We start from the raw sequence: 25,286 nt of genomic DNA, 5'->3' as shown, positions 1-25,286 counted from the left end.
AATTAAAGATGTGCAAGCGCTCAGTACGAAAGTATTAAGCTCCCGCCACATTCCCTTATCAGCTAGACGTCTTTAGCAACTGCAGCATACAATCCCGCCTTATATCATGCTGAATCAATTTATCTTTTGAGAATGTCGTACTAAAGATGATTAAAGGTTTTCGCTTATGGATGCTGATTGTGGGTCTGGGGCTTAGCGTCAGTTTTCTCGGCTATCAGTTGCTTACACGCTATCACTTCAACACTGATCACCAAGTGGGTGACATTATCGACTCCCTCAATGGAATCGAGATTTACTATAACGGTGGCGTCAATACGAATGAGGGACGCAACCTCTCCCTCGACGGCTATAACCTCGGCATAAAATATCAATGCGTAGAATTTGTTAAGCGCTACTTTTACCAACGATATCAACACAAAATGCCTGACAGTTTTGGGCATGCCAGGGACTTCTTCGATAATCTGCTCACTGATGGCAGTTGGAATGAAAAACGCGCCCTACGCCAATTTACCAATGGCAGCCAAAGCAAACCTATGGCTGATGATTTGCTGGTCTTTGCCCCATGGATGTTTAATCCCTATGGCCATGTCGCCATTATCGCGGCCGTCACGGACAACAGTATCGAAATCGCCCAGCAAAACCCCGGCCCATTTGCCCCATCAAGGGAATATTTCGTTTTAGAACAACGGGCTGGACTCTGGTATATAAACGCACCACGCGCCAAAGGATGGTTACGCTGGGAGGTAATAAGCCCTAAGGTGATAACAGAAACGGGCGGCTTTATCGACCCTACGATGGCCATCAAGGAATAAGCTATGGGGATTTTTAACTGGGTAAAACAGCTATTTGCCACAAAAGCGACAACTCGCTCGCAGGCAACGGATCTTCAAGCACTCTTTGGTGGCGAAGCAACTGCGAGTCTCACTTTGCCTCACCGCCAAGCTTATCCCTTAGTCACGCCAATAACTCAGACTGAATTATCCGCCTATCAACTCCATTGCTTGTTGAATTATCAAGATAAACAACGACTCGACACTTTACTTTGCCAGACAGGATTCGAGCATGTAGGTTCTGACATGCCATTTAATGGCGTACTGCATCACACCAGCCTACAGACAACAGTATTTTTACAACAATATGCTGATTTTGCCGGGATCTGTGTATTGCTGATCACCAATGATATCAATCTATTGCAACAGCTTATTGCCTTTAAAGCCGCGCCGCCTGCTCCTTGGGAAAGTTTTCCCGATGTTGATCCTGATACACTTGGGAGTTTGCAAGGGAACCTTGAGTTTTGGTGCGATGCGTTTTGGCGCCCCTATTGGTTATCACTTGGTGAAACCGAGCGCCTGCAATATCCGACAAACTGGTTTGAATTCAGTGAGTTTCACTAAAAGATTTATGTAAGAGATAACAATGAAACTGAAATATATCGCATTCATTCTCGCACTCTTTTTCCTTGCCGGATGCCTAGTGCCTGAGCAGCCTATCATCCCCGTAAAAGGTGCCACGAATAAGGATTGGAATAGCCAAACCTTTTGGTATGAGCCTTGGGGAAGTTCGGGCACACACAAGGGTATTGATATATTTGCGGCCACGAGTACCCCGGTTATCGCACCAACGCCCATGCTACTGCTGTACAAAGGTGACTTTTTTAAAGGCGGAAAAGTCGTTGTTGGACTCGGCCCTAAATGGCAAATTCATTATTTTGCGCACCTAGGCAGCATTGAAGCATCGACAGGCTTATTCGCGACAAGTGGAGAAACGCTAGGCACAGTCGGTACGACTGGCAATGCTCAAGGCAAACCGCCCCATTTGCACTATTCCATTTTGAGCATGTTACCAAGACCTTGGCGAATAGACACTTCAACCCAAGGATATAAAAAGGCTTTTTATCTCAATCCCATTGAGTATTTAGAGGCTAAGTAAGCTTTATTGAGGATTTAACTGTTAGAGATTAACGGCTCACTCAACGGGCACTTCTAGCTCATTTTCTGCCGCGAGAGCCTGTGCAACTCGTTCTGCTTTCGCGATATATTTAGGTTTATTACTGGTGTGAAGCTTGGCATTAGCTTTTTTCGCCTTTTGCTTAAGCGTTTGATTAATTTTCTTTTTGCGGTTCATAAGGGTTGTATTTAGACACAATTAAAGCCGCTATTATAGTCATCCTTAGCCACAGCAACAAATCAGTAGGATGAAGATAAACCCTCAATCTTAATACACCTATAATTGCTATCCGAGTCACAAGTTGCAAAAAACGCCACATTTTAGCTCGTTTGATTTACAGATCGACTAGACAACCTTGAATGACTTCCTTATCATCCGCAGTTAATAAAAATCACTATCATTTGCAATGTTGTTTAACGGAAGAGTCTGATGCCAAGGAATTCGGTGTAGCAAATTCACACGCCCTTAGCAGGAAGTTATATGACGTTCAAAACCTCGTTTGTTGCTCTCGCTGTCTTTGCAGCACTCACCCAATCCGCTATTGCACAAGAAAAATCCGACACGGAAATAAATAAAAACAAAGAAATAGAAAGAATTACCGTGACCGCGAGCCGTATGGATAAATCCCCAAGCTCGATTCCTAATACAGTGACCATTATCGACCGCGTGCAACTCGAAGAACAGTTCCGCACCACCAAAGATCTGTCGACCATTATTGGCAACTTAGCGCCAAGCTTTTCACCAAGCCGCCAAAAGATGAGTAATACGGGTGAAACCCTGCGTGGTCGTGCACCATTAATTATGATCGATGGCGTGCCGCAATCGAACCCGCTGCGCAGCGGTGGCCGCTCAGGACAAACTATCGATCCTGCAATGATTGAACGCATTGAAATTATTCACGGCGCCAATGCGATGCACGGCCTAGGCGCACAGGGCGGTATTATCAACTACATCACCAAAAAGCCCACGGGCGATAACCAGCACGTCGCTAGCTTTGATGTCACAGTCCCTGACTCACTCAAGTCTAACGGTGTCAGTTTTGGTGCCAGCTATGCGTTTTCAGGCGAGTCAGAATTGATCGATATGCTAGGCTCGGTCAGCTATCGCAATAACGGGGTTTACTACGATGCCAATCACGATGTGATTGGGGTGGACACGACGCAAGGCGAGTCCATGGATAGCCAGAGTAAGGACTTCTTCATCAAATTAGGCCACAACTTTACCGAGTCGCGCCTAGAGCTGATGGTTAACCATTACAACATGGATAACAATGGCGACTGGATGGCCGTAGCAGGAAATAAACCCAATGGTATTCCAACCGGTGCCGTGGAACAAAAACAGCCCTGGGAAGCGGCTAATAACCAAGTCACCACCACTAGTTTGACCTATAGCCACGAAAACATTGCAGGCCAACAGCTCAACATGCAGTTGTTTAATCAAGACTTTAAAGCGGTGTACGGCGGTGGTTGTTTCGATAGCTTCTACGATCCTTCCTTTGAAGGCAGCGATCAAGTGGTTCAATGCGGTGTAAATAGCAAAGGCGAGCACTTATACTACGAGCAATCACGCAACTCTTCGGTTAAATGGGGCCTAAAAACTTCGTTAATCGCGAAAAACATTGCAGATACTGGCATCGATGCGGCCTATGGTATCGACTTGTTCCGCGATACGACTGAACAGGACTTAGTGAAAACTGGGTTCTCTTGGGTACCTGAAAGCACCTATGATAACTTCGCGCCGTATCTACAGTTAGACTATGATTTAATTAAAGATTTAACCGTATCAACGGGTGTGCGTTACGAGCACGCTGCCCTCAATGTTGATGACTACAAAACCCTCTATGGCGCTGGCAATAAGCAAATCGCGGGGGGCGAAGCCACCTTTGATGAAACCTTATTCAATGTCGGTTTATCCTATAAAATCACGCCGGATATCCGCGTCTACACTAGCTACAACCAAGGTTTTGGCATGCCGGACATTGGCCGTATTCTGCGTGACGGAAACAGTTTCCCCGGCGCCAATCCAAGCATTAGTGACTCTTTAGCCTTAACTCCAATCGTGACGGATAACGTTGAATTGGGTGCCGATTATCAAGGTAGTTTCTTAAGTGCTAAGATTGCTTACTACCGTTCTGCTACCGATTTTGGTGCCCGTTTAGCCTTAAACAGCGACGGTTTCTATGATGTAAAACGTGAAAAAAGCGTCATTGATGGGATCGAAGCGAATGTTACCGCTTATCTAACAAGCAATGATGATTTGGGCATGAACATCGCACTGCAACGGGGCGAATACGATGTAAACGGTGATAATAAGGTCGATACCGATCTCGATGGCGCCAATATTTCCCCGAATCGTATCAACTTATTCTGGACCCACAACTTCGATAATGAAATGTCGACACGTGTTCAAGCAAATTACTTTATGGACCGTGATTTTGAAAATGCCAAAGGTGCTAAATATGCCGAGTTTGATGGTTACACCACTGTCGACGCATCATTTTCAATGCCGCTCTACACGGGTACCTTAAGCATTGGTGTACAAAACCTGTTTAATAAGGATTATTTCAACTACTACTCACAGACCATGGGTACAAATGATCGTTATTTCAAAGGTATGGGTCGCACTGCCACTATAGGTTATACCGTGGCGTTTTAATTAACGAACAGGTGAAATCGATAAAAAGCGCAACTTAGGTTGCGCTTTTTATTGGCTCATTGAAACACGCTATGCCTTAGTGACGACGGTAAGGCTGGAACCCGAAAAATAAACACAGCACTATGATAATTAACAGATCTTTGCCTACGCCCGCGTTTAAAAATACCACAACGGGAGGCAATAGAATCGCAATAATGACTCATAGTCATTTGTTTATATCGACGGCATGCCATCCTTAAACCGTAATAAATGACGAGTAAGCAGTTTTTAACTTCGTCGTTAGCCCACCGGTTTGCAACCATTGCATTATCAACTTGTGGCTTGGACGTTGTGGCACAGGTCTTCACTTAACATTCAGCCCATTTCAACAAAAATGCCAAAAGCCATCTATAGTTAAAGGAAAATTGAACGCCGCCATGGAATTTGATCCCCAAGCACTTTTACTGATTAAATTTATTTGTCTACTGACAGGTACAGCCGCTATTGCATGGGGATTAATCGCCAAACCATTGAACATTGCCAAATTAGCCAGCATGCGCTTTTCCCTTGCGAATATCTGTGTATTTATCGGCATCATTCTCAACACTCTAAGAACCGAATCAAATAGTTACCTCTACTGGTTTTGCGCAGATATTGTTATCTTACTCGGATTTATCATGCTGCGTTGGGGCACACAATATCTGTTCCGCTTACAGCACAGCACTAAGCTCGATCTCACTATGCTCGCAATCACCGCTGCACTCATGTTGATGGTTCCCCCAAATGTCCAATCTCAACCGATACTCGCCATGCTTTTTTCAGCAAATGCAGCACTATCTTTTGTGATGCTCAGTCGAGATAACTATTACGCTATCCGCAGAGAGACTGGCAATAAGATTGCGATTGCCATGATCCCCCCCTTAATCGCGATGGCTATCATCTTCATGATTCGGTTTTTCATCGCCCTGTTATCGCCGAGTGAAACGCCAATATTTATTGCCATGCACACGATTGAAGCCATTCCTGTGCTGTGGTTTTATGTGTTCTTAGCCTTACTTATCAATATCCTGATGATAGGTAATGCGATGACTCGTCTGGTGAGTAAAATCAGAATGTTGGCTGAAAAAGACCAGCTCACAGGGCTGTGGAATCGACGCGCAATGCAAAAAAGACTCACCACAACCCACCAACGCTGGCAGAAAAATGCAGAGCCTTATAGCGTGATCTTGCTCGATCTCGACCATTTCAAACACATAAATGATCACTATGGTCATGATGTTGGTGACCTCGCCCTGCTGACGGCGGCAAGATTATTTAACTCGGTATTACGGGAACACGATGTCCTGTGTCGTCATGGTGGGGAAGAGTTTTTGGTTTTACTGCCAGCCACAAGCGCACCATCCGCAAGAGCCGTTGCGGATAAATTACGTCGGGTACTGAGGGAAAATCCGATTAACTGGCAGGATAAACAAGTCCAACTTTGTGCAAGCGTGGGTTACGCCACGATTTATCAAGGATGTCAACCAGACAAACTATTGATTGAAGCCGATCATGCCATGTATCAAGCAAAGTCTGAGGGGCGCGACCGGATCTGCCAAGCATTCCCCTCCCAATAAACACCTATCGATCAGGCCAATCTAAAGTCTCTGGTGCTTGCCAAAATGTCAGCGCCTCACTGACAGTCTCAGTTAAAAAGAGCTCACCCTGCTCAGGCATATCAAGATACGCATAATTCTGCCAACTGCCATCTCCATGTTGATAACGAAAATGCAGGCAATAGGCGTGCAAATAACAGCGGTCGGCGACATCGGAGCCATAGAGGGCATCGCCTAAAATCGGTACCCTAAGGCTAGCAAGCGCGACCCGTAACTGATGGGTTTTCCCCGAGTGGGGTTTGAGTAAATACAACCGTAGCCCATCGCCAACACTGACGGAAAAGAATTGGGTAATTGCTGGATTTTCTTTGGTACGCAGTAACTTAAACATACTGCGGCGGGATTTAGCCATATCGCCAATCACCCAGCCTTGCTTCTTTTTCGGCTTACCTTTGGCGAGGGCGAGATAGTATTTCTGTACTCGATGAGCGCTAAACAGCTCAGTCAACTGCCGCGCTGCCGCCGAATGTTTAGCTAACAGTAACAGCCCTGAGGTCGGGGTATCGAGCCGATGCACGGCAAAGAGCTTAATCCCCAAATAATGCTCCAGCTGCGCAACGACACCAGCGGTGCCATCTTGGCTATGAAAGTGCACATTCGGCGATTTAGAAATAACAAGAAAATCAGCCTCATTGGCTATGATTCGGTACATGGGGTTCCTAACACTGTCACGCGGATATTGGCCTAAAACTGGATAGTAACCACTAGGCCAGGATGATTATCCGAAAGAGTAATCTGTGCATTGTGCCGCGATAGAATCGCTTTGACCATAGATAATCCTAAACCTGTGCCTTGCAAATGGCGGCTTGGGTCGAGACGCACTAAGCGCTCGAATACTCTTTCCTTGCTGTCATCGGGGATCCCTGGACCATTATCGCAGATCTTAATTTGAGCACCGGACTGAATAATATCGATACGTGCGCCTTGGCCTGAATATTTCATCGCATTGTCGACCAAATTATATAAGGCTTGGAATAACAAATATTTATCGCCATGGACTTTATGATCAGCAAGTAGCGACAGACTCAAGGTTTGCTCATTCGACTCAGCTACCGCATCGGCCATTTCCAGCAGATCGGTGCATAGCTGCGCCAAACTCAGCTCTTGCAAATCTAAGGTTTGCTGCCCCTCCTCAATGCGTGTCAGCGAGAGCATGGCATCAAAGGTAGCAAGGCAGTGATCGAGTTCTTCGGTCAAAATCGCACAACCTTCACTAATTTCATCGGGGGATTTTGCCGCTAACTCCTCAAGACCAATGCGAATATGGGATAAAGGCGTGCGCAAATCGTGGGCGATATTATCCGTCACCCCACGTACTGCCAACAGGTTGTTCTCGAGAATATCCAGCACATTATTAAATTGCAGCGCCAACATATCAAACTCGTCCTGACGCCAACTGAGTGGCAAACGCGTATCATAATGCCCGCGCTCAATTTGCTCACTTAAACGGTTGTATTGTACTAAACGGCGTAAAATTGCTTTAGAAAACAGATAACCTAGCGCTAAGGTCAGCACGATAGTCAACATCACAGCCGTGGCTGCCGCGCTGATAAATTTATCGATAAGAGTGGCTAAGTTATCGGTACGAGTGGCAATGAGCACGGGGCCATAGCGAGTCATCACTAGACCGCCGGTAAGGATATGCAACTTATCAGGGCCGCCCGTTAAAATCGGAAAATCCCGGGTTTGCGGCAGCATGGGCATACCTTCGGGCATAAAGCTTAAGGCGCCAACCATATCATAGCTATTGCGCCAGGCGATAAGCGCCGTCTGCGGATCGGCGGCACGAATTTGCGCCGCAAAACTGCGACGGTCGACAGTAAGAGCAAGCTGCTGATAACGTTGGGTTTCTGACTCGAGATACTGAGTCACTTGGTACTGCTGTTCGATAATAAGCTGCCGATAAAGGGCAAACAGCAAAGCGCCTATGATCACAGTCACTAAGGTCGAGAAGATAATAGTGATGCGCCAGGCGCTGCTTTGGTAAGGCTTAATGCCTTTGGCGTAAGCGATAACCCGCTCCCCTTACGGTTTCAATCAATTCACCGTGGCCTAACTCTTCAAACTTGCGACGTAACTTGGCGATATGCACGTCGATCACATTAGTACGGGGATCAAAGTGATAATCCCACACGGCTTCAAATAATAGCGTCCGACTAATAACCTGATTAGCGTGTTCCATCAGATACTTAAGCAGTTGGAATTCTTTGGGTTGCAGCATTAAATCGTGGCCATCTAAGGTCACGTTACGTGTTAGCAGCTCCATTTTTAAGCCGCCGACCACCAGATCTGTGGTAATAGGTACGGATTGGCCCCGTTGCATCAACTTTTCGGCACGTACAAGCAGCTCCGAAAAGGCAAAGGGCTTAGTCATATAATCATCGCCACCCGCACGCAGACCTTTTACCCTTTCATCCACATGGGCCAGCGCCGACAGGATAAGCACTGGAGTTTGGTTGCCAGTTGCTCTAAGGGCGGCCAGCAATTTCAACCCATCGAGTTGGGGCAACATGCGGTCGAGAATCAAGAGGTCGTACTGACCACTCGTGGCTTGCAGCAGACCTTGATGACCATCGCTGGCGGTCTCAATATTATGTCCCTGCTCAAGAAATCCTTTAACGATGTAGTCGATCGTTGTCGCATCATCTTCAACTAAAAGTATTTTCATCTGTATGCTGCGCTCCCCTGTCTTCACTTAGCGGTAATACTCAGCGTGCTAATCCCACTTAAGTAAAGGTAACTGTCGTAAATTTTCAATATCGAATGCCAATTTATACTTGCCTGTATCGTCCAGCAACTTTAACTCTAAGTAACTGATACCTAAGTCATGGTCTAATTTTGCATCGGTCAGAAAGGCCTTATGATCCTGAGTCGCCATTGCAATAATGCCGGAGAAGGTTTGATGTTTAGTGCTGATAAGGCGTGCGGCTTCCACTTCGCCGACATCATCGGCTGTGACTTTACCCGCTTTTTGTTTCAATAACTTACCATCTCGCGCCCGATATTCGAAGCGGGTTATTGCATTCGCCAGCGGATTAATCAACTCAAACTGGTAGACCAACTCGCCTTCCTGCATTTCCATTTCAAACTCGGCAATCACGCCAGGAAACTCCTTCTCAATTTGCTGCATCACGCTTAACGGCGGCTGATACTCACCGCTCGAAAGCATCGAATACATGCTCTGGGCTGCGGTGGCAATCCCAGATACCAACATGAATCCTAGCAACCATAGTCTCATGGTTCCTCCATAAAAATCGGCTAAGTTTGTATCTTATGAGACAATCAGTTAGATGTCGATGGCGTACCAAAATCCCATCGTTTTTATCCCTGTTTGCCCATGATGGCGCCTAGTTCATCACTCATGTGAATTGCTCAATCCACTTGATTCAAACTCAGCAAACACTGACGAATGCATTCAGTTTACCTAATAGCGACTGAAACACCGATGGAAACAAGATTAAGCTTTGATCATCTGGGGATTTTGAAGCATGACATTTACTGTAAAAAACCATCATTTAGCCATTTAAAATCACACTAATTGAATTTCAGCTGGTATTTTAGCGCATCTGTGTCGTCAAAAAGTACGATTGGCAATGCAATCCCATTGTTCTAGAGTCAACTAAACGGCTATTTAAATCGGAGTGCATATGCAACCAATTACACGCTGGATTAGCTTAAGTTTGCTACTGCTTGGAGCATTAAGCGCCTACGCCTATGGCAGCGCCACAAGCGCTGTGACGTTTATAATCTTAGGTATGCTGTTGGAAGGAACATTTTGGATGGGATTACTAGGTAAAAAACGTCATTAACCTACTCTAAAATATGAATTTGCTCAGATTTGAGCGCAACCGTGGTTTGCATCCCCTTGGTTAAGCCAAGCTTCTGTGCGAGATGAAGCGACACTTCCGTATTAAGCTGCAGTTTAGTCCCAGTAGCATAACAGACGACCCGCACTGACTCGCCCATCACAAGTAAAGAGTCGATAGTCACATCTAACTTATTAAAACTACGGCATAAACGTCCATTTGAAATGGCGTTAAATCGAATACCCTGATTGGGGATGACCCAGCGAACTTTACTGCCAACACTGCGGTCTTTGCCAAAATCGCTGGCAATCAGCTGCTCACCAAATTTGAGCCAGGTGATGTCTTTAGTGCGATCTTGGAACATCACTTCGCCATCGAAAATATTCCTTAAGCCCATCTGCCGCGCAACAGCCTCGTTACGTGGCCGCGATAACACCTCAAACGGCGCACCCTGCTGTAACATCTGGCCTTGGCTAATCAAGATCATCGAATCGGCCAGCAGCAGTGCTTCGTTTAAATCGTGGGTCACCATAATCACTGGGCAAAGCAGTTGCTCTTTGAGTCGAGCAAGTTCGAGATACAAACGCTCACGAGTTTCTCTGTCCACCGCTGAAAATGGCTCATCGAGCAGTAGCACTGAAGGTTCACGGGCAAGGGCGCGAGCAAGCGCAACCCGCTGGCGTTGACCACCGGAGAGGTGCATAGGCAGTCTATCGGGCAAACCATGTAAATTAACCCGTTCTAACCAATCCTTCGCCCTAGCAACTCGCTCCGACTTGGGAATATGGTCAAGCCCTGCAACCACGTTCTCGAGCGCGGTAAGATTGGGAAATAGCCCAAAATGCTGTGGCATATAGCCAATATGGCGCTGCTGCGGCGTTAGCGCGGTGCGACTTTGATGGTCAAACCATGGCGTTTCACCAAACACAATACTGCCCGTGTCGGGATAATTCAGCCCAGCGATCATCCGCAGTAACGTCGTCTTACCGCCACCTGAAGGCCCAACGACCGCTAACACCTCACCCGCCTTGCAGCTAAATTCGGCACTCAGTTTTATATGCTTATGGTTTTGGATCTGGCAATGCAGATCAGCGATGATTTGCGCCACCCTGACCTCCTAAACGCCGTGACAAACTGGTAGTTAGAGCCAATGCGGTAATCGCAAATAACAACAGTACCAATGACATAGTGCCAGCTGCACCAAAATCGAAGGCCTGCACGCTGTCATAAATGGAGATCGATATCGTCTTGGTTTCGCCAGCGATATTGCCGCCCATCATCAGCACCACCCCAAACTCACCGAGTACATGGGAGAAGCACAGCACTAAGGCGGTCAACACCCCAGGCCAGACCATAGGCAATTCAATTTTCAGCAGAATTTTAAGTTTGCTCATGCCGCAACAGGCTGCAGCATCGCGCACGTCGTGTGGAACCGCCTCAAAGGCACGTTGTATCGGTTGTAACGCAAAGGGAATATTCACCAGCACGGATGCCAGCACTAACCCCGAGAAATGAAACACTAACTGCTGCCCAGTCAGATGCTCTAACCACTGCCCTAACCAGCTTTGGCTGCCAAGCCCCACCAGCAAGTAATAACCAATCACAGTCGGCGGCAAGACTAAGGGCACCATGATTAAAGCTTCAACCCAGGACTTACCCACAAACTGACGATAGGCTAAGGCTCGCCCCGCCAGAATCGCCAGCGGGATCAACACCAAGACTGTGATGCTACTGAGTTTGACCGATAACCAAAGCGCCTGCCAATCCATGTCTGGCCTTACCGAGCGGGTAGACCAAATCCGTATTGCAGGAATACGGCTCTGGCGGCATCAGATTGAAGATATTGATAAAAACGCTCTGCGGTTGCTCCCGCTTTTGGCATCAACGCCATGCGTTGATTGAGTGGCCCATGCAATTCTTCGGGCAAGGCAATCGCCTGACCTAAGGCCTTAAACTGGGGCGCTAAGGCAAGGGATAACGGAATAATACCGCCTTGGGTGGAGCCACTCACGGCAAATTGCGCCGCTTGGGAGGCATTTTCGCCCAAGATTAGCTTGGTTTGTAGACCATCCCACAAGCCTAATTTTTGCAACAGTTCACGGGCGCGTTCGCCATAGGGCGCATGCTCAGGATTAGCAATCGCAAAGCGCTCCAACTTACCCGCGGCGAGTAGGGCTTTTACGCCGTTAAGTTCAGTATCCAAGGTTAAAGGGGACTTGTTTGGGGCGACTAAGGCTAGGCGACCCACCGCGTATTGCACGCCTTCATCGCGGGTAAAGCCCGCTTTTTGCAGCTCATGGATATAACGCTCATCGGCACTAAGCAACATTTCAAATGGCGCACCATGTTGAATTTGCGCGACAAAATTACCCGATGAGCCGTAGGAGACTCGCACCTTGAGCCCAGTTTCGGCGCTAAAGTTTTTAACAATATCATCGAGGGCAAACTTGATATTGGCGGCGGCCGCAATCGCAGGCACTGTCTCGGCGCGGCTAACGGTAGGCATCAAAGCAACACAGAACGACAATACTAGAGAAAATACTAGACCCCAGATTTTGCCTAACCCTGTCACACCGTGCATAAACTCACCTCTCAGTCTCGCCTGCTGCTAGCTCAGTCTTACGTTAGTCTTTGTGTTGCCACACTTGCGCCGCTTGCTCGTCGGCATCCTTGGCCTCGACCCAATTCTTGCCCTTGTCCCCTGCTTCTAATTTCCAGAAAGGGGCTTTGGTTTTCAAAAAGTCGATTAAGAATTCGCAGGCCGCAAAGGCCGCTTTGCGATGAGCGCTGGTGACACCAATAAACACAATTTGCTCACCCAGCGCCATCGTGCCGACACGGTGGATAACCGTAACGTTATTGAGCGGCCAACGCTCACGCGCCTCGGCAACGATTTGCTCAAGAACACGCTCCGTCATACCGGGATAGTGCTCTAAAGTCAGGTCAGTCACCACTGAACCATCGTTAAAGTCGCGCACCTTGCCCACAAAGGTGACAACGGCGCCATCGCTATTGTCTTGGGCTAATTGGTGGTACTCATCGGCCACATTAAAATCGACGGTCTGCACCCGCACATTTGGCAGTAAACGCATATCAACCTCCGGTCACAGGCGGGAAGAAGGCGACCTCATCACCATCGCTCACGCGGGTATCCCACTGGCTGATAGTTTGATTCACCGCCACCAGCAATTTGTCCGAGGCTAACACTTTGGCCCATTTATCGTCGGTGGCCGCCAGTATTGCGCGTAGTCCTTCCGCAGTTTGTGTCTGCTCGCTCGCTTCAATACTCAGTTGGGCAGTCCCTAAAAGCTCACGAACTTGGGCAAAAAACAACACGTTAATCATATTCTTATCTCGCTTTATGTTATTCAGCTTTAAAGTGTCCCGACTTGCCGCCGCGTTTTTCGAGCAGGCGTACCTGAGAAATAACCATGTCTTTCTGCACGGCTTTGCACATATCGTAAATCGTCAGGGCCGCGACAGAGGCCGCCGTGAGCGCCTCCATTTCGACGCCAGTCTTGCCGGATAATTTACACAGGCTAGTGATGCGCACACGATTGTGCTCAGGCTGAGCCTCGAGCTCGACTTCGACCTTAGTTAGCATTAGTGGATGACATAACGGAATTAAATCTGAAGTCTTTTTCGCCGCTTGGATCCCCGCGATACGCGCGGTGGCGAACACATCGCCCTTATGGTGGCTGCCGCTCATGATCATCTCGAGGGTCGTGCTCGCCATCTCGATAAAGGCTTCGGCACGGGCCTCGCGCTCGGTCACGGCTTTCTCGGTCACATCGACCATATGGGCATTGCCGTCGGCGTTAATATGGGTAAATACATTGCTCATTGAAGCGATCCTTTAAACTGATGCCAAATTCAAGCATAGGGAAGTTAAGCGCCATCGCGAAATCTAACCTAATGAAAGATAACGCGATAAGCAGACTAAGACCTAAGTTAGATTAACCGCCAATCGAGGCCAGATGTTGCGTCACGCCAGTAATGCCCTGATGCAGATAATGGGTTTCCTTCTTCTGCGCCAGTTGACCGTGTAACCGCTCGATTAATTCCGCTTGTTGACTCGGGTGTTGCAGTAGATCACGCAAATCGATGCCAGACTCGGTAAAGAGGCATAAGTGCAACTTACCCTTGGCCGAGACCCGCAAGCGATTACAGCTCGCGCAGAAGTTAGTGGCATAGGGCATGATCAAGCCGATACGGCCCTTAAAGTCACTGTGGCTGAAGTTTTGCGCAGGGCCATCGTCGGCGCGAGGCGTATCTAATTGCCAGCCCTCGGCTTGCAGCTGCGTTTTGATATCGGCACCCGCCAAATGGTGAGCTTGGAAATACTCGCGGCCAAGGCCTGTTTCCATCAGCTCAATAAAACGCAGATCGATGGGCGTATGCTTAATCCAATTCAAAAAGCGCGGTAAATCTTTATCGTTCATGCCTTTGAGTAATACCGCATTGACTTTTACGCGCTCAAAGCCTGCTGATAATGCAGCATCGATACCACGCATCACCTCGTCGAACTTATTCTCGCCGGTGATCTGGTAAAACATCTTAGGATCTAAGCTGTCTACCGACACATTGATGCGGCGCAGACCAGCATCGAACCACTCTTGGGCATGCTTCTCGAGCCTATATCCATTAGTGGTAGTGGCTACGGTATGAATATGCGGATTATCGGCAACGACTCGAATAATATCGGTAAAATCTTTACGCAGCGTGGGTTCACCGCCAGTAATACGGATTTTTTGAGTGCCAACGAGGCTAAATGCGGACACCAAGTTTTCTATCTCACTGAGAGATAAAAACTGTTGCTTGCCATTGGGATGATAACCATCGGGGAGGCAATAGCTGCATTTGAAGTTACAAACGTCAGTGACTGACATCCGTAAGTAATGAAATTTACGACCAAAATTGTCTTGTAATTGAGACATGATCACCTTTCCAAGTGTGGGAGGCGAGTGCATTTCTTTACTCACCCCAGTGGCCTTATTGCCACGGCTACACCACCATATCTGTTGACTTAGGTAGGCAAGCTCGGAGAACCGTCAGCCGTGATTATAAGCCGAAAGTATTGGCTAGCTATACCCCTAAACAGGTATTTCTTGATCCGCTTCAACTGAGCGTGAACAATCTGTGACAGTGCTCACCCAAAGATTTGTCACTCTTTAGGCTAAACAGCCTGCTTAGCCCCTGTGCCCTGCGGTGATTTTGAGGTAAGGTGGACATTAGTAATAAAACGCCCGTTTACAAACAAACTACAACACCCAATATAAATTGGGGATAAGCGAAGGAAAAGGTGAACTGATGGAACGCGAATCAATGGAATTCGATGTTGTTATCGTCGGCGCTGGCCCAGCTGGCTTGGCGACTGCGTGTCGATTAATGCAGATATCAAAGGATTCAGGTAAAGAAATTACCGTTTGCGTGGTAGAAAAAGGCTCCGAAGTGGGCGCGCATATTCTATCAGGCGCCGTATTCGAACCAAGGGTATTAGACGAGCTATTCAGCGACTGGCGTGATAAAGGCGCCCCCGTCACCACAGCCGTGACCCACGATGAAATCTATCTGCTCAACTCCGCTACCGACAGCAAACTCATGCCTAATGCATTTGTGCCGAAAACCATGCACAACGAAGGCAACTATATTGTCAGCGTAGGTAATCTCTGCCGTTGGCTCGCGACCCGTGCCGAAGAACTCGGCGTAGAAATTTTCCCCGGCTTTGCCGCCAGCGAATTACTCTTCAATGAAGATAACAGCGTGAAGGGTATCCTAATTGGCGATATGGGCGTCGGCGCCGATGGCCAACCCAAAGACAGCTTTATGCCCGGCATGGAGCTTCACGCCAAATATACCGTGTTCTCAGAAGGCTGCCGTGGTCACTTAGGCAAACAGCTGATCGCAAAATACCACTTAGATAATGGTAAAACACCACAACATTACGGCCTAGGCTTTAAAGAAATCTGGAAAGTGCCCGCCGAGCAACACGAACAAGGTAAAGTGGTGCACACAGGTGGTTGGCCATTAACCGATGGCGCCTCGGGTGGTGGCTTCCTCTATCATATGGAAGACAACCAAATTGCCGTGGGTCTGATTATCGACCTCAATTACAAAAACCCCCATTTAAGTCCATTCGATGAGTTTCAGCGTTATAAGACTCACCCAGTCATCGCCAAATACTTAACTGGCGGCGAACGCTTGAGCTATGGCGCACGTGCTATCACTAAAGGTGGCCTGAACTCACTGCCGAAGATGAGTTTCCCCGGCGGTTTGCTGATTGGTTGCGATGCGGGCACTTTAAACTTTGCCAAGATCAAAGGCACGCATACCGCCATGAAGAGCGGCATTGTCGCGGCTGAAACCTTAGCCAAGGCAATGATGGCCGAGGTCGAAGGCGGTAAAGATCTGGATTGTTTCCAAACCCATCTGGAAGAAAGCTGGTTACACGAAGAGCTATATAAGTCGCGCAACTTTGGCCCGGCAATGCATAAGTTTGGCACTTTCCTTGGCGGTGCATTTAACTACATAGATCAAAACTGGTTCGGTGGTAAGTTCCCGATCACCCTGCGTGATGAACACCCAGACTATGCACAAATGGCCCCAGTAAGTGCCTACAACAAGATTGATTATCCCAAACCCGATGGCAAACTCAGCTTCGATAAGCTCTCTTCAGTTTACCTGTCGAGCACCTATCATGAGGAAGACCAGCCTTGCCATCTACGCTTAAAAGACAACAGCATTCCGCTCGGGATAAACCTGACGCAATTTAACGAGCCCGCCCAGCGTTACTGCCCTGCTGGCGTGTACGAAATTGTTGAGGAAGCGGGTCAACCGAAGTTTGTTATCAATGCGCAAAACTGCATCCATTGCAAAACCTGTGACATTAAAGATCCTAGCCAAAATATTACTTGGGTGACGCCCGAGGGCGGCGGCGGTCCAAACTACCCGAATATGTAATCTCTACCGAAGAAGGCGCTCATTGAGCGCCTTCTTTTTACTTGCCTTACCCCTACATTTTGGCCACAATTGCACCATAAAAATCACATGCTTCAAATCAGCAACTCATTTCCATCTATACTCTACATAACAAGATCTACCGCAAGAGCAACAGGTTAGGCCAAATAAATGTCTTGTACGCTGTTTTATTCGGCATTAGACCAAAACTAAGGTTAACTTTTAACATTTCTGTCCGATACTAAGTCATTGGTAGAAAACGTCGACCCATATTTCTAAACGTATAACACAGGCATATTGATATTTATGATATTTAATAACCTTACTATTAAGCAGAAAATTCTGCTGACAGTGGCATTTGCAGTGCTGCTATCAACCATTCTGGTGGGCGTGCTCAGCCAACGCAGTGCTAAAAATGTGGTTCAGCAACGTATGCTCGGGTCGGAAATGCCCAGCCTAATGATGCAGATCCGCAACAAGATTGAGCTGGATATTTCGAGCTTAATGAATGCCGCCGAACAACTCGCCAGCAGCCGTATGTTACTGCAATGGCTTGAAAATGGCCGCCCAACGGAGCAAGAGCCCCAAGTCGTTGCCCAATTAAAGGACATCACCCGCCAATATCATTTGGCCCAAGCCTCCTATGCCGATAGACAAACCGCCGCCTATTATACTCAGGACGGTTTTTTACGCGTACTCACGCCCGCCCAAGATGGGTGGTTTTTTGGTTATCGTGATAGCGGTCAAGAGCGGATGTTAAACGTATTTACCGAAGCCAATGGTGAGGTAAAACTCTTTATAAACTATCAACAACCTAACGGTCGCGGACTTGTTGGTCTCGCCAAATCCCTCGATGATATGGTGCGACTCCTCGACTCTTTTAAAATTGAAAAAACCGGGTTTGTCTACTTAGTCGATGCCAAAGGTGAGGTAAAACTACATCCAGACGCCAACCAAATTGGCAAGAGCAGCCTCAAGAGTTTGTACTCGGGCGCCAACATGAGTTCATTACTCAATCGTAGTGATTTCAATCTTATTAATACCGACATCCAAGGTGAAAACACCTTTGTTGCCAGCAGTTATATTCCGTCGATGGATTGGTATTTGGTTGCCCAAGTACCTGAAGCCGAAGTCTTCGCCCTGCTGACAGATGCCGCCTATCAGATCCTAATTTGGACCGTAATCATTGCCGCGGGCTTTATCATGCTAGCCATTGTGGTAGCTGGCTCCGTGAGTCGCCCTATCGCCCAAGTCGCAGCAATGTTCCATGATATCGGCGAAGGTGAAGGTGATTTACGCCAACGCTTACCTGTAAATGGTGAAGATGAAATTGCCCAACTTGCCCAAGGATTTAATAGCTTTATCAGCAAAATCCAAGATTCTGTTATTGAAGTCGCGCAGACCAGTGAACAACTCGGCCTCTCGGCGAAAGATGTATCTAATCAAGCGCAGCAAACCCTTGAAGACAGCCATGAACAAAAAGACCGCACTATGATGGTGGTAACGGCCATCAATGAGATGGGTGCAACCGTAAATGAAATCGCCAGCAATGCCGCCCAAGCCGCTGTCGCCGCGAAAGATGCCGATACAGAATCCAATAGTGGCCAAGTGGTGGTAACGCGTGCCCGTGACACTATCAATCAGCTCTCCCATGATGTGGAACAAGTAGGTGAAGTGATTGAATCCCTCGCGACTCATACCAAATCTATCGGTGGCATCCTCGATGTGATCCGTGCTATTTCGGAGCAAACCAATCTATTAGCCCTCAACGCCGCGATTGAAGCTGCACGCGCAGGTGAAGCGGGACGTGGCTTTGCCGTAGTAGCAGATGAAGTCCGTAATCTGGCATCACGTACCGCAGCCTCTACTAACGAAGTCCAAGGTATGATCGACAAGTTGCAATCTGAAGCAAGCCGCGCAGTTAATGCCATGGCACAGAGCCGTGCTCGCTCACACGAAGGTGTAACAGCGGTTGATGAGGCTAGCCAGTCTTTGGTTGGCATTAGCGATCGTATTGGTCTTATCAGTGATATGAACATTCAAGTCGCGGCGGCAACAGAAGAGCAATCAACAGTGGTCGAAGATATTAACCGTAACGTGACCGAAATTAACGACATTACCCAACGCACCGCGAGCACAGCCCAAGCTGCGGCGCAGGCCAGTTTAGCGTTAAATCAACTCGCCCACCGCTTGGATACCTTGGTAGCTAAGTTTAAAGTGTAATTGTCAAACACAAAGATATTGATATAGAAATAAAAACGCCTTAGTGGATCTCCCTAAGGCGTTTTTATTACATAACTTAAAAGGCGATTAGTTATCGGAGAGAAACTTGATCGTCAGTGGATAGCGATAAACCTGCCCTTCACTGGCCTTAACTATGCCTAGGATAGTACAGACTAAGTCCAAAATGCCGAGGATGATAAGCAAGATAAATCCAATGCCTACAAACGCTAATATCCCACTGATGATCACGTAGATTAGTAGGCTTAGCTTAAAGTTCAGACAGCTGCGCCCACATTGGTCGACAAAAGCCGACTCTTCACGCTTCATCAGCCACAAAATGAGCGGACCAAGGATGGAGCCTAATGGCACTAAATACCCGATTAAACTAGAGGCATACACCAGTAAACCAAAATCTTTCTCGCTCTTCGTCACTGACTCTATCATGACACTTTCCCTGTATTATTGTTTGAAATATAAAAGTTATTAGCTCTTTGGCCCATACAAACGCATTTGCCAATCTTCGACTTGCTGCGTTGCTAAGCGGCGCTGTAGGCTATTCACCCAGCTTTGTGCCAGCCCTTCACAGGAGGCGAGTCTATCATAGGCTTTAGCGTTATATTGAGGAGAAAAATACAGCGCCATCGCCTCGGCAACGCTGATATCAGTTTTACGCTCAACTAATTCTATCTTGTCGCTTAACTGAATCACACCTGGGGTTAATACTCTGTAAAACCAACCGCATAACTGACTCTGCTGCATGGCAAGGGCAAATTCGCTATGGCCAAATTGCAGGTTCAATTTAAAGCAAGGTGAGCGCGGCTGAGTCACTTGCACTGTGACGGCACCGATTTGCAGCACATCCCCAATATTGACCTCGGTTTCATTTAAGCCAACCGTGCTGATATTTTCACCCATGCTCGGTGCATCTTCGAGTTGGGTGATTAAATCCCAACGACGGTATTGACCATAATGCTCACGGGGAAAATGATGCAATACTCGGTCAAGTCCGCCATGATGTTTAGGATCAGCCTGTGCATCGCCTTCCACATGGTCGACATTCACCACTAACTGCTGCGCCGATTTTTTACCGTCAATGCCAGTTGAAATGCCGCTAATTTCTTGCAGGCTCGCCCCTAAATACAAACCCGATAATCTGTTTACCAATAAGGTCGACATTGGTTACTCCCATCATTGTCGCCACACGGGGCCAAATAAAAACGCTAAGTATTACATACTCTAAACAAATCGAGCGTGCTCTAAAATCTGAGTATCACTGATTTAACACGACTTGATTACGGCCAGCTTCTTTCGCTTGATATAAAGCTAAATCGGCTCGTTTTATTAAATCCTCTGCCGGTTCAAGCTTTTGATATTCTGCAACACCAATACTGACTGTGATAGCAATATGTACTCCATTGACCTTCAACTCGCGCTGAGAAATCGAATCACGGAAACGTTCCGCCAACTCTGCCGCGTGGCTTAAATCCATCTCTGGCAATAACACCAAAAACTCTTCCCCACCCCAACGGCAAAGTATATCTTGCTGTTTTAGCTGGCTACGTAGCAGGTTAGTGACCGTTTTGAGTACTAAATCACCAATACTATGACCATAGCTATCATTCACTTTTTTAAAGTGGTCGATATCGACAAGGAGAACTGAAATAGGAGTTTGCGACAAATTAGCTTTGTCTAATGCCTGATGGAAATACTCTTCAAAGACTTGTCGATTAGCTGCACCAGTGAGTTTGTCAGTTGATGCCATAACCTCAAGTTTGCGCTGATAGCGCCCTAAGGTCATGTTTGAAATAAACAAAATACCTATGGTCACGACCAAACTTAGGGCTAAGTTCCCCCAAAAGGTATTAAGCAGTTCTTGTTCTTGCGGAGCATCTTCTTGCTCAACAATTAAATACCACTTGAACTCAGGCACTAATCGACTGTTTAAGTAGACCGTTTTACCGTTGCGCTGATAGCTAAATGCGGCGCTTGGACTAGTTAAAATGCGCGTTGATAGTTGCTCCAAGCCAGTGCTGGCTTGCAGTGAATTAGCGCCATCATATTCATCACCATGGAGAGTGACATTCCCCTGTCTATCGGTGAAAAAAACCCGACGGTTATAACGCTTTTGATAGAGTTCAATCAGCGCCTTGACCTTTTCAACTGCAAGGCCAACGCCAGTAACCCCCATAAACTTACCTTCAAAATCAAAAACTTTATAGTTAACAAATACGGTTGTTTTAGTGCGATCAGCGGTATCAGCATCGATATTAATTTCATAATGTTCTGATTCTGGTAACGAACGGACACGAAAATACCAAGCATCATTAGGCTCAATATCTTGGATTTTCTTTAACACCCCCGATGAGTGGTAGTAGTTGCGACTCTGTTCTGAAACAAAAAAGCTGGTGACAGTATCGTACTTATCCTGGATTTCTTTCAGATAACGGATCAGCTTTTCAGGCTCTTGCTCATGGTTTAATGTCCAATCACGCACAAAGGTATCCTGTGCCATAAGGGAGGAAATAAAGATCGGACGTAGTAGATCTTGTTGAATTTCTGAATAAATATTATCGCTTGTTAAAGGTAAAGTATTACTTTCAATTTGCTGACTCAAAGAGTCATGGGCCACTTTATAGCTAATACCACTGGTCACTAAAAAGGCAACTAGCAACAACACAGAAAGTAGCCAAATAAACTTCTTTTTATCATTCCAAACGTGATTGCCCATTTCCAACTCCAACAGCAGTAGGCTTATTATTTTGTAGTAGCGTGGTGAGTTACCTAAATGTTAACGCAATCCCTCAATGACCGCACAATATTTCCGCTATATGAATGTTCTTCGACGAAATAACATTATTCGAGGTAAAAAAATGCCCCGTTGGGGAAACGAGGCAAACAAGCGAACCAACAAAATGGGAGAAAAGCGCAAGCAAACGTTAAAGGACAAGAGCTCTCCGTCACTGTGCATACTTTATCAATCCAAGATGACAGAAAAATGACGTCCAAATTGTTTAACGGTTGCAGCCCATTTCCACATTATGCTTCTAAATACTGCTTTAAAGCTTCACCAGGAATAGAACTGTCTGTTGCGACTGCAAAAGCCGCCCAAACAGCACCTTCAGACATTGCTTGAGTGATAGATTTGCCAGCACAGAGTCCATGAATAAGCCCAGCAGCATAGGCATCCCCTGCACCCGTGGTGTCGACAACCTCAGCAGGCACCGCAGGCACATGCTGCACATCATCTTGGGTATAAACCTTCGCGCCACGGACACCATCAGTCACCACAAAATAACGTAATGATTCACCACCAATGCTTACACCGTAATCCCAAGAGGCGACATCACATCGTCCATGCATATCACTCATAGAAGCAAGTAGTACATGGCAAGGGCGTGGTCTATCATCCTTGGCCAGTTGCGCGATCACAAGGCAATGATCCAGTGCCGTTTTAGCCCAACTTACAGTCCCTTCCGCTGATGTATTAAAATACAACGCATCCCAATGCTGCCATTTTGGTGGAACTGATAACTCAAAAACTGGCCGCTGCGGGCGGATAATGGTGCGCTCACCGTCAGGAGTCATCACCAGTAGCATCTCGCAGGTATTCCCTGCGCGGCGCTGCACTAAACGACAATCAAGCCCTTGGGTACTCGCCTCGGCGATAGCCCAATCCCCCATTTCATCCCTACCCACTTGGCTGACTAATGCAACTCGATGACCTGCCCAAACAAGTCCAAGCCCCGTATTCGCCCCACCGCCGCCTAGCCGTTGACCGCCATCTTGATAATGAAAGCGACCACCGGTTTTTAAAGGTTTATCAAGGATTAACACACGGTCACAGTTAAGGTTGGCCACCAGCAAAATATTTGCCATGACAAGGCTCCATTGAAAGAGAATACCACGCCCAACCGGGACACGTTTGGGGCTAAAAGAGCCCCCAATCTAGACCAAAATGCGAGGTGGCACAATCTGAGTATCTAATACCTATTATTCAAATGTCAGCTTAAACGGGCTTTTGTTGTAAGACCTTGACCATAATCAAATTCAGCAACACCACACATTCAGGCTAAACAGTTAAAGACGATGTTCGATTAAGAACATGATAAATAATATGAATAATCTTGAAAAACGTAAGCTTTACTCATGAAAACATAAAAATGTCACCAAGATTCAAGCGAGCCTTAAATTAGAAAAAGGTTAAACTTGGTGCCAAGGATAAAAACGAAAGGAATTCGTATGTTAATGGGCTGGCTGCATGAAGATATGGATAGCGAAGAACAATTACGCCGTTATCGGCAATGCGTAGAGGAATTTCATCAGCTGAATTTTCATGATGTTTATGTAGCAAAAATCCAACATGAATATCGATTACTACAAACCTTGTTTGAAGAGCAGTCGATTCAACAAAGTGAGCCTGACTGCTCTGAAAAATAACACGAGAATTAATCAACCGCCTTAAATGGCGAAAGTGATGCAAACTTGACCTCAAGTTGCCAATCCTGAATAACCATCTCCGACGGTTGCCAACTGTCATCAACCCATTCGTAAAGTAGGCCAGGATCTTCCTCAGCATTCACCAATAAACGACGGCCATCTTTTAAAACAATCGTATAATCAAGCCCCTGCGCATCCACACTTTCAATATCCCCCAAGACTTTGTGGTGAATGCTTGCAATTGCCCCTGTAGCCTTAACTGCTTCAGTTTTATTCGCTCCGCTGTAAAGTCTTAATACCTCATTGGTAGCGGGTTTATGAAATAAAAACTCTTCAGTCACGCCCACAACGATCGACGGATCAAGCTCATACCAAGCGGGTATCCATAATGCGTTCATTGCCATCCCGTTATATCCTGCATAATAATTTTACGGACGTGAACATTCTGCCCTAACCTTAGCCGATAAAATACTGCCCAAAGATAAAATAATTTTATCCTTGCGCAATCCAGTAAACGGCAATTCCTTTATCAAATACAGATAAAGCTAGCCGAACAAGCCCGCTCTTAACCAAAACGGCTTATCTCTAAACCACTGGGTACAAACCCATTTTTGCCCCGCGGTTACCTCACAGCCACGGTGCAATGAGGAAGGAATGGGTTTGCCTGTTTGATCCGTATTGTCAAAAACCAAAATAGCGGCAGTCTCAGGTTTGACTTGTATATAAGGTGCCTTGAACTCCGTTTCGCCTCCGTCAAAATCATCATTAAGATACAAAATAGCCGTTTTTGACCTTTGGCCAAAACGTGCCAATTCGGCTTCAATTTCAGCCGTATATGCATGTATTGCATCATAATGCCATTGATAGAACTGGCCAGGCTCGTACCTAAGTACAACTATGGGTTCCGCAAACGCCAACTTAACCCCTACAAACTTGGCAATGACTCTTTCAACACAAGCCATTGCAAGATTGTCATTAGGGATCGGAGTGGGGTAATGCATGTTGTTGCGGATACCACTTTCGACACTCCCCTTTCCCTGATGTCCATACACAGTAATAGGCCGCAAATGGGGCAATGAACATCTCTTAATATCGTCTAATAAATTCACTGGGAGTTGTGAGTGGGACAGCGTTGCCGATTGCAGTTGCTTCCCGACTGAAGTCGGCTTGCGCTCAAAAGCCAATAGCGCAGCAAACACACTGATCGCATCAGCGTGGCGGGGCGTAATCGTTTTTAGCCAAGGTACGAAATAACAAAATTTCGCTTTAACCTCTTGCTCTTGCAGAGGATCTTCCATCAAAACATAGGAACCCCAAAACGATTTTAAACTCGCTAGTTCCTCTAACGCCCACTCAGCACTGAAAAACAAAGCGATGGCCAGCTCTCTTTCAGAAACCATGCTACGCATGCAGTGAACTAACCAAAAACGCACAAAATCAGCCGACTCAGTTGCCAACTTAAGTACTAACGCCTCAGGCAAACGATTGAAATAACGCTCTTCTAATAATTGAACAAATAACTGCTGCATATAAAGACCTATTCACAACTCAACCCTACTATGCTCATTAAAACTGAATCGAACCTGCTAAGAAACATTTTATTTACAATCGATCGTTTTATCGTCTT

Annotated in this window: 28 protein-coding genes and 1 riboswitch; of the genes, 9 read left to right on the top strand and 19 right to left on the bottom strand. The window is 46.8% G+C overall.

Annotated elements, in window-relative coordinates; genetic code table 11:
* Nucleotides 1-146 precede the first annotated feature (146 nt).
* Genes KXJ80_RS03930 through KXJ80_RS03920 form a run of 3 tightly spaced genes read left to right on the top strand, consistent with a single transcriptional unit; the run spans nt 147 to nt 1,929 of the window.
* Nucleotides 147-812 (top strand): CHAP domain-containing protein, encoded by a 666-nt coding sequence (locus KXJ80_RS03930; protein WP_218737872.1) that lies wholly within the window; start codon nt 147-149, stop codon nt 810-812.
* A 3-nt stretch (nt 813-815) separates the two neighbouring features.
* Nucleotides 816-1,394 carry a hypothetical protein gene (locus KXJ80_RS03925; RefSeq protein WP_218737871.1) on the top strand — a complete coding sequence of 193 codons (579 nt, stop codon included), beginning with the start codon at nt 816-818 and terminating at the stop codon, nt 1,392-1,394.
* Nucleotides 1,395-1,416: 22 nt separating this feature from the next.
* Entirely contained in the window at nt 1,417-1,929 is a 513-nt protein-coding gene (locus KXJ80_RS03920; protein WP_218737870.1) for a M23 family metallopeptidase, read from the top strand.
* A 36-nt stretch (nt 1,930-1,965) separates the two neighbouring features.
* Here the strand turns inward: KXJ80_RS03920 and KXJ80_RS03915 are convergent, their stop codons facing one another.
* On the bottom strand, nt 1,966-2,124 hold the full coding sequence (locus tag KXJ80_RS03915; RefSeq protein WP_037425046.1) for a DUF2986 domain-containing protein: 159 nt from the start codon (nt 2,122-2,124) through the stop codon (nt 1,966-1,968).
* A gap of 303 nt (nt 2,125-2,427) precedes the next feature.
* Between KXJ80_RS03915 and KXJ80_RS03910 the strand changes: the two genes are divergently transcribed.
* The gene (locus KXJ80_RS03910) at nt 2,428-4,602 is read left to right on the top strand and encodes a TonB-dependent receptor (protein ID WP_218737869.1); all 2,175 of its coding nucleotides are present in this window, start codon (nt 2,428-2,430) and stop codon (nt 4,600-4,602) included.
* 76 nt (nt 4,603-4,678) lie between these two features.
* On the opposite strand, the gene KXJ80_RS03905 is transcribed toward KXJ80_RS03910, so the two are convergent.
* Nucleotides 4,679-4,798: a YqaE/Pmp3 family membrane protein gene (locus tag KXJ80_RS03905; protein ID WP_259474809.1), complete on the bottom strand. Its 120-nt coding sequence runs from the start codon at nt 4,796-4,798 to the stop codon at nt 4,679-4,681.
* Between the two features lie 220 nt (nt 4,799-5,018).
* Between KXJ80_RS03905 and KXJ80_RS03900 the strand changes: the two genes are divergently transcribed.
* A complete protein-coding gene (locus tag KXJ80_RS03900) occupies nt 5,019-6,197 on the top strand; it encodes a GGDEF domain-containing protein (RefSeq protein WP_218737868.1) in 1,179 nt (392 codons plus the stop codon).
* A gap of 4 nt (nt 6,198-6,201) precedes the next feature.
* On the opposite strand, the gene KXJ80_RS03895 is transcribed toward KXJ80_RS03900, so the two are convergent.
* The 4 genes from KXJ80_RS03895 to KXJ80_RS03880 are packed head-to-tail and all read right to left on the bottom strand — an operon-like array spanning nt 6,202 to nt 9,474.
* The gene (locus KXJ80_RS03895; RefSeq protein ID WP_218737867.1) at nt 6,202-6,888 is read right to left on the bottom strand and encodes a TIGR01621 family pseudouridine synthase; all 687 of its coding nucleotides are present in this window, start codon (nt 6,886-6,888) and stop codon (nt 6,202-6,204) included.
* Nucleotides 6,889-6,920: 32 nt separating this feature from the next.
* Nucleotides 6,921-8,177 carry a sensor histidine kinase gene (locus KXJ80_RS03890; protein WP_218737866.1) on the bottom strand — a complete coding sequence of 419 codons (1,257 nt, stop codon included), beginning with the start codon at nt 8,175-8,177 and terminating at the stop codon, nt 6,921-6,923.
* Between the two features lie 49 nt (nt 8,178-8,226).
* On the bottom strand, nt 8,227-8,904 hold the full coding sequence (locus KXJ80_RS03885; protein WP_011621087.1) for a response regulator transcription factor: 678 nt from the start codon (nt 8,902-8,904) through the stop codon (nt 8,227-8,229).
* Nucleotides 8,905-8,952: 48 nt separating this feature from the next.
* The gene (locus KXJ80_RS03880; RefSeq protein WP_069454050.1) at nt 8,953-9,474 is read right to left on the bottom strand and encodes a hypothetical protein; all 522 of its coding nucleotides are present in this window, start codon (nt 9,472-9,474) and stop codon (nt 8,953-8,955) included.
* A 409-nt stretch (nt 9,475-9,883) separates the two neighbouring features.
* On the opposite strand from KXJ80_RS03880, the gene KXJ80_RS03875 reads away from it, so the two are divergent.
* Entirely contained in the window at nt 9,884-10,045 is a 162-nt protein-coding gene (locus KXJ80_RS03875) for a hypothetical protein (protein WP_218737865.1), read from the top strand.
* A 1-nt stretch (nt 10,046) separates the two neighbouring features.
* On the opposite strand, the gene KXJ80_RS03870 is transcribed toward KXJ80_RS03875, so the two are convergent.
* From KXJ80_RS03870 to moaA, 7 genes are all read right to left on the bottom strand, one after another.
* Nucleotides 10,047-11,150 (bottom strand): ABC transporter ATP-binding protein, encoded by a 1,104-nt coding sequence (locus KXJ80_RS03870; RefSeq protein ID WP_218737864.1) that lies wholly within the window; start codon nt 11,148-11,150, stop codon nt 10,047-10,049.
* Complete coding sequence (modB, locus tag KXJ80_RS03865) at nt 11,131-11,811, bottom strand: molybdate ABC transporter permease subunit (protein WP_203432550.1); 681 nt, start codon at nt 11,809-11,811, stop codon at nt 11,131-11,133. The genes KXJ80_RS03870 and modB overlap by 20 nt, the downstream gene beginning before the upstream one ends.
* 8 nt (nt 11,812-11,819) lie before the next feature.
* The gene (modA, locus tag KXJ80_RS03860; protein ID WP_188870653.1) at nt 11,820-12,623 is read right to left on the bottom strand and encodes a molybdate ABC transporter substrate-binding protein; all 804 of its coding nucleotides are present in this window, start codon (nt 12,621-12,623) and stop codon (nt 11,820-11,822) included.
* Between the two features lie 43 nt (nt 12,624-12,666).
* Nucleotides 12,667-13,134, bottom strand: a complete 468-nt coding sequence (gene moaE / locus KXJ80_RS03855) for a molybdopterin synthase catalytic subunit MoaE (protein ID WP_088586523.1) — start codon at nt 13,132-13,134, stop codon at nt 12,667-12,669.
* Nucleotide 13,135: 1 nt separating this feature from the next.
* Nucleotides 13,136-13,387 carry a molybdopterin synthase sulfur carrier subunit gene (moaD, locus tag KXJ80_RS03850; protein ID WP_218737863.1) on the bottom strand — a complete coding sequence of 84 codons (252 nt, stop codon included), beginning with the start codon at nt 13,385-13,387 and terminating at the stop codon, nt 13,136-13,138.
* A gap of 19 nt (nt 13,388-13,406) precedes the next feature.
* A complete protein-coding gene (gene moaC, locus KXJ80_RS03845) occupies nt 13,407-13,886 on the bottom strand; it encodes a cyclic pyranopterin monophosphate synthase MoaC (protein ID WP_011074083.1) in 480 nt (159 codons plus the stop codon).
* A 112-nt stretch (nt 13,887-13,998) separates the two neighbouring features.
* Complete coding sequence (moaA, locus tag KXJ80_RS03840; protein WP_218737862.1) at nt 13,999-14,979, bottom strand: GTP 3',8-cyclase MoaA; 981 nt, start codon at nt 14,977-14,979, stop codon at nt 13,999-14,001.
* Nucleotides 14,967-15,100, bottom strand: a riboswitch (molybdenum cofactor riboswitch). Its footprint overlaps the gene before it by 13 nt.
* Nucleotides 15,101-15,352: 252 nt before the next feature.
* Between moaA and KXJ80_RS03835 the strand changes: the two genes are divergently transcribed.
* On the top strand, nt 15,353-17,002 hold the full coding sequence (locus KXJ80_RS03835; RefSeq protein ID WP_172588051.1) for an electron transfer flavoprotein-ubiquinone oxidoreductase: 1,650 nt from the start codon (nt 15,353-15,355) through the stop codon (nt 17,000-17,002).
* A 303-nt stretch (nt 17,003-17,305) separates the two neighbouring features.
* The gene (locus KXJ80_RS03830; protein ID WP_218737861.1) at nt 17,306-19,222 is read left to right on the top strand and encodes a methyl-accepting chemotaxis protein; all 1,917 of its coding nucleotides are present in this window, start codon (nt 17,306-17,308) and stop codon (nt 19,220-19,222) included.
* A gap of 87 nt (nt 19,223-19,309) precedes the next feature.
* Here the strand turns inward: KXJ80_RS03830 and KXJ80_RS03825 are convergent, their stop codons facing one another.
* From KXJ80_RS03825 to KXJ80_RS03810, 4 genes are all read right to left on the bottom strand, one after another.
* Nucleotides 19,310-19,666 carry a DUF4870 domain-containing protein gene (locus KXJ80_RS03825; protein WP_037423127.1) on the bottom strand — a complete coding sequence of 119 codons (357 nt, stop codon included), beginning with the start codon at nt 19,664-19,666 and terminating at the stop codon, nt 19,310-19,312.
* 39 nt (nt 19,667-19,705) lie between these two features.
* Complete coding sequence (locus KXJ80_RS03820; protein ID WP_218737860.1) at nt 19,706-20,398, bottom strand: MOSC domain-containing protein; 693 nt, start codon at nt 20,396-20,398, stop codon at nt 19,706-19,708.
* A 94-nt stretch (nt 20,399-20,492) separates the two neighbouring features.
* Nucleotides 20,493-21,950 carry a sensor domain-containing diguanylate cyclase gene (locus KXJ80_RS03815; RefSeq protein WP_047538607.1) on the bottom strand — a complete coding sequence of 486 codons (1,458 nt, stop codon included), beginning with the start codon at nt 21,948-21,950 and terminating at the stop codon, nt 20,493-20,495.
* A gap of 308 nt (nt 21,951-22,258) precedes the next feature.
* The gene (locus KXJ80_RS03810; RefSeq protein ID WP_169548282.1) at nt 22,259-23,098 is read right to left on the bottom strand and encodes a PfkB family carbohydrate kinase; all 840 of its coding nucleotides are present in this window, start codon (nt 23,096-23,098) and stop codon (nt 22,259-22,261) included.
* 363 nt (nt 23,099-23,461) lie between these two features.
* Between KXJ80_RS03810 and KXJ80_RS03805 the strand changes: the two genes are divergently transcribed.
* Nucleotides 23,462-23,659 (top strand): hypothetical protein, encoded by a 198-nt coding sequence (locus KXJ80_RS03805; RefSeq protein WP_099457300.1) that lies wholly within the window; start codon nt 23,462-23,464, stop codon nt 23,657-23,659.
* Between the two features lie 8 nt (nt 23,660-23,667).
* On the opposite strand, the gene KXJ80_RS03800 is transcribed toward KXJ80_RS03805, so the two are convergent.
* On the bottom strand, nt 23,668-24,063 hold the full coding sequence (locus KXJ80_RS03800; protein WP_037423116.1) for a hypothetical protein: 396 nt from the start codon (nt 24,061-24,063) through the stop codon (nt 23,668-23,670).
* A 141-nt stretch (nt 24,064-24,204) separates the two neighbouring features.
* The gene (locus KXJ80_RS03795; protein ID WP_140907484.1) at nt 24,205-25,188 is read right to left on the bottom strand and encodes a prolyl hydroxylase family protein; all 984 of its coding nucleotides are present in this window, start codon (nt 25,186-25,188) and stop codon (nt 24,205-24,207) included.
* Nucleotides 25,189-25,286: the final 98 nt, after the last annotated feature.

This window comes from Shewanella xiamenensis (assembly GCF_024971755.1).
Taxonomy (GTDB): Bacteria; Pseudomonadota; Gammaproteobacteria; order Enterobacterales; family Shewanellaceae; genus Shewanella; species Shewanella xiamenensis.
This window is presented reverse-complemented; position numbering and strand designations above follow the sequence as displayed.

Bases quoted from the DNA above. Each gene is read 5' to 3' on its own strand.
- KXJ80_RS03930 (WP_218737872.1), top strand. From the start codon at position 147: ATGATTAAAGGTTTTCGCTTATGGATGCTGATTGTGGGTCTGGGGCTT.
- KXJ80_RS03925 (WP_218737871.1), top strand. From the start codon at position 816: ATGGGGATTTTTAACTGGGTAAAACAGCTATTTGCCACAAAAGCGACA.
- KXJ80_RS03920 (WP_218737870.1), top strand. From the start codon at position 1,417: ATGAAACTGAAATATATCGCATTCATTCTCGCACTCTTTTTCCTTGCC.
- KXJ80_RS03915 (WP_037425046.1), bottom strand. From the start codon at position 2,124: ATGAACCGCAAAAAGAAAATTAATCAAACGCTTAAGCAAAAGGCGAAA.
- KXJ80_RS03910 (WP_218737869.1), top strand. From the start codon at position 2,428: ATGACGTTCAAAACCTCGTTTGTTGCTCTCGCTGTCTTTGCAGCACTC.
- KXJ80_RS03900 (WP_218737868.1), top strand. From the start codon at position 5,019: ATGGAATTTGATCCCCAAGCACTTTTACTGATTAAATTTATTTGTCTA.
- KXJ80_RS03895 (WP_218737867.1), bottom strand. From the start codon at position 6,888: ATGTACCGAATCATAGCCAATGAGGCTGATTTTCTTGTTATTTCTAAA.
- KXJ80_RS03885 (WP_011621087.1), bottom strand. From the start codon at position 8,904: ATGAAAATACTTTTAGTTGAAGATGATGCGACAACGATCGACTACATC.
- KXJ80_RS03880 (WP_069454050.1), bottom strand. From the start codon at position 9,474: ATGAGACTATGGTTGCTAGGATTCATGTTGGTATCTGGGATTGCCACC.
- KXJ80_RS03875 (WP_218737865.1), top strand. From the start codon at position 9,884: ATGCAACCAATTACACGCTGGATTAGCTTAAGTTTGCTACTGCTTGGA.
- modB (WP_203432550.1), bottom strand. From the start codon at position 11,811: ATGGATTGGCAGGCGCTTTGGTTATCGGTCAAACTCAGTAGCATCACA.
- modA (WP_188870653.1), bottom strand. From the start codon at position 12,623: ATGCACGGTGTGACAGGGTTAGGCAAAATCTGGGGTCTAGTATTTTCT.
- moaE (WP_088586523.1), bottom strand. From the start codon at position 13,134: ATGCGTTTACTGCCAAATGTGCGGGTGCAGACCGTCGATTTTAATGTG.
- moaD (WP_218737863.1), bottom strand. From the start codon at position 13,387: ATGATTAACGTGTTGTTTTTTGCCCAAGTTCGTGAGCTTTTAGGGACT.
- moaC (WP_011074083.1), bottom strand. From the start codon at position 13,886: ATGAGCAATGTATTTACCCATATTAACGCCGACGGCAATGCCCATATG.
- moaA (WP_218737862.1), bottom strand. From the start codon at position 14,979: ATGTCTCAATTACAAGACAATTTTGGTCGTAAATTTCATTACTTACGG.
- KXJ80_RS03835 (WP_172588051.1), top strand. From the start codon at position 15,353: ATGGAACGCGAATCAATGGAATTCGATGTTGTTATCGTCGGCGCTGGC.
- KXJ80_RS03830 (WP_218737861.1), top strand. From the start codon at position 17,306: ATGATATTTAATAACCTTACTATTAAGCAGAAAATTCTGCTGACAGTG.
- KXJ80_RS03825 (WP_037423127.1), bottom strand. From the start codon at position 19,666: ATGATAGAGTCAGTGACGAAGAGCGAGAAAGATTTTGGTTTACTGGTG.
- KXJ80_RS03820 (WP_218737860.1), bottom strand. From the start codon at position 20,398: ATGTCGACCTTATTGGTAAACAGATTATCGGGTTTGTATTTAGGGGCG.
- KXJ80_RS03815 (WP_047538607.1), bottom strand. From the start codon at position 21,950: ATGGGCAATCACGTTTGGAATGATAAAAAGAAGTTTATTTGGCTACTT.
- KXJ80_RS03810 (WP_169548282.1), bottom strand. From the start codon at position 23,098: ATGGCAAATATTTTGCTGGTGGCCAACCTTAACTGTGACCGTGTGTTA.
- KXJ80_RS03805 (WP_099457300.1), top strand. From the start codon at position 23,462: ATGTTAATGGGCTGGCTGCATGAAGATATGGATAGCGAAGAACAATTA.
- KXJ80_RS03800 (WP_037423116.1), bottom strand. From the start codon at position 24,063: ATGGCAATGAACGCATTATGGATACCCGCTTGGTATGAGCTTGATCCG.
- KXJ80_RS03795 (WP_140907484.1), bottom strand. From the start codon at position 25,188: ATGCAGCAGTTATTTGTTCAATTATTAGAAGAGCGTTATTTCAATCGT.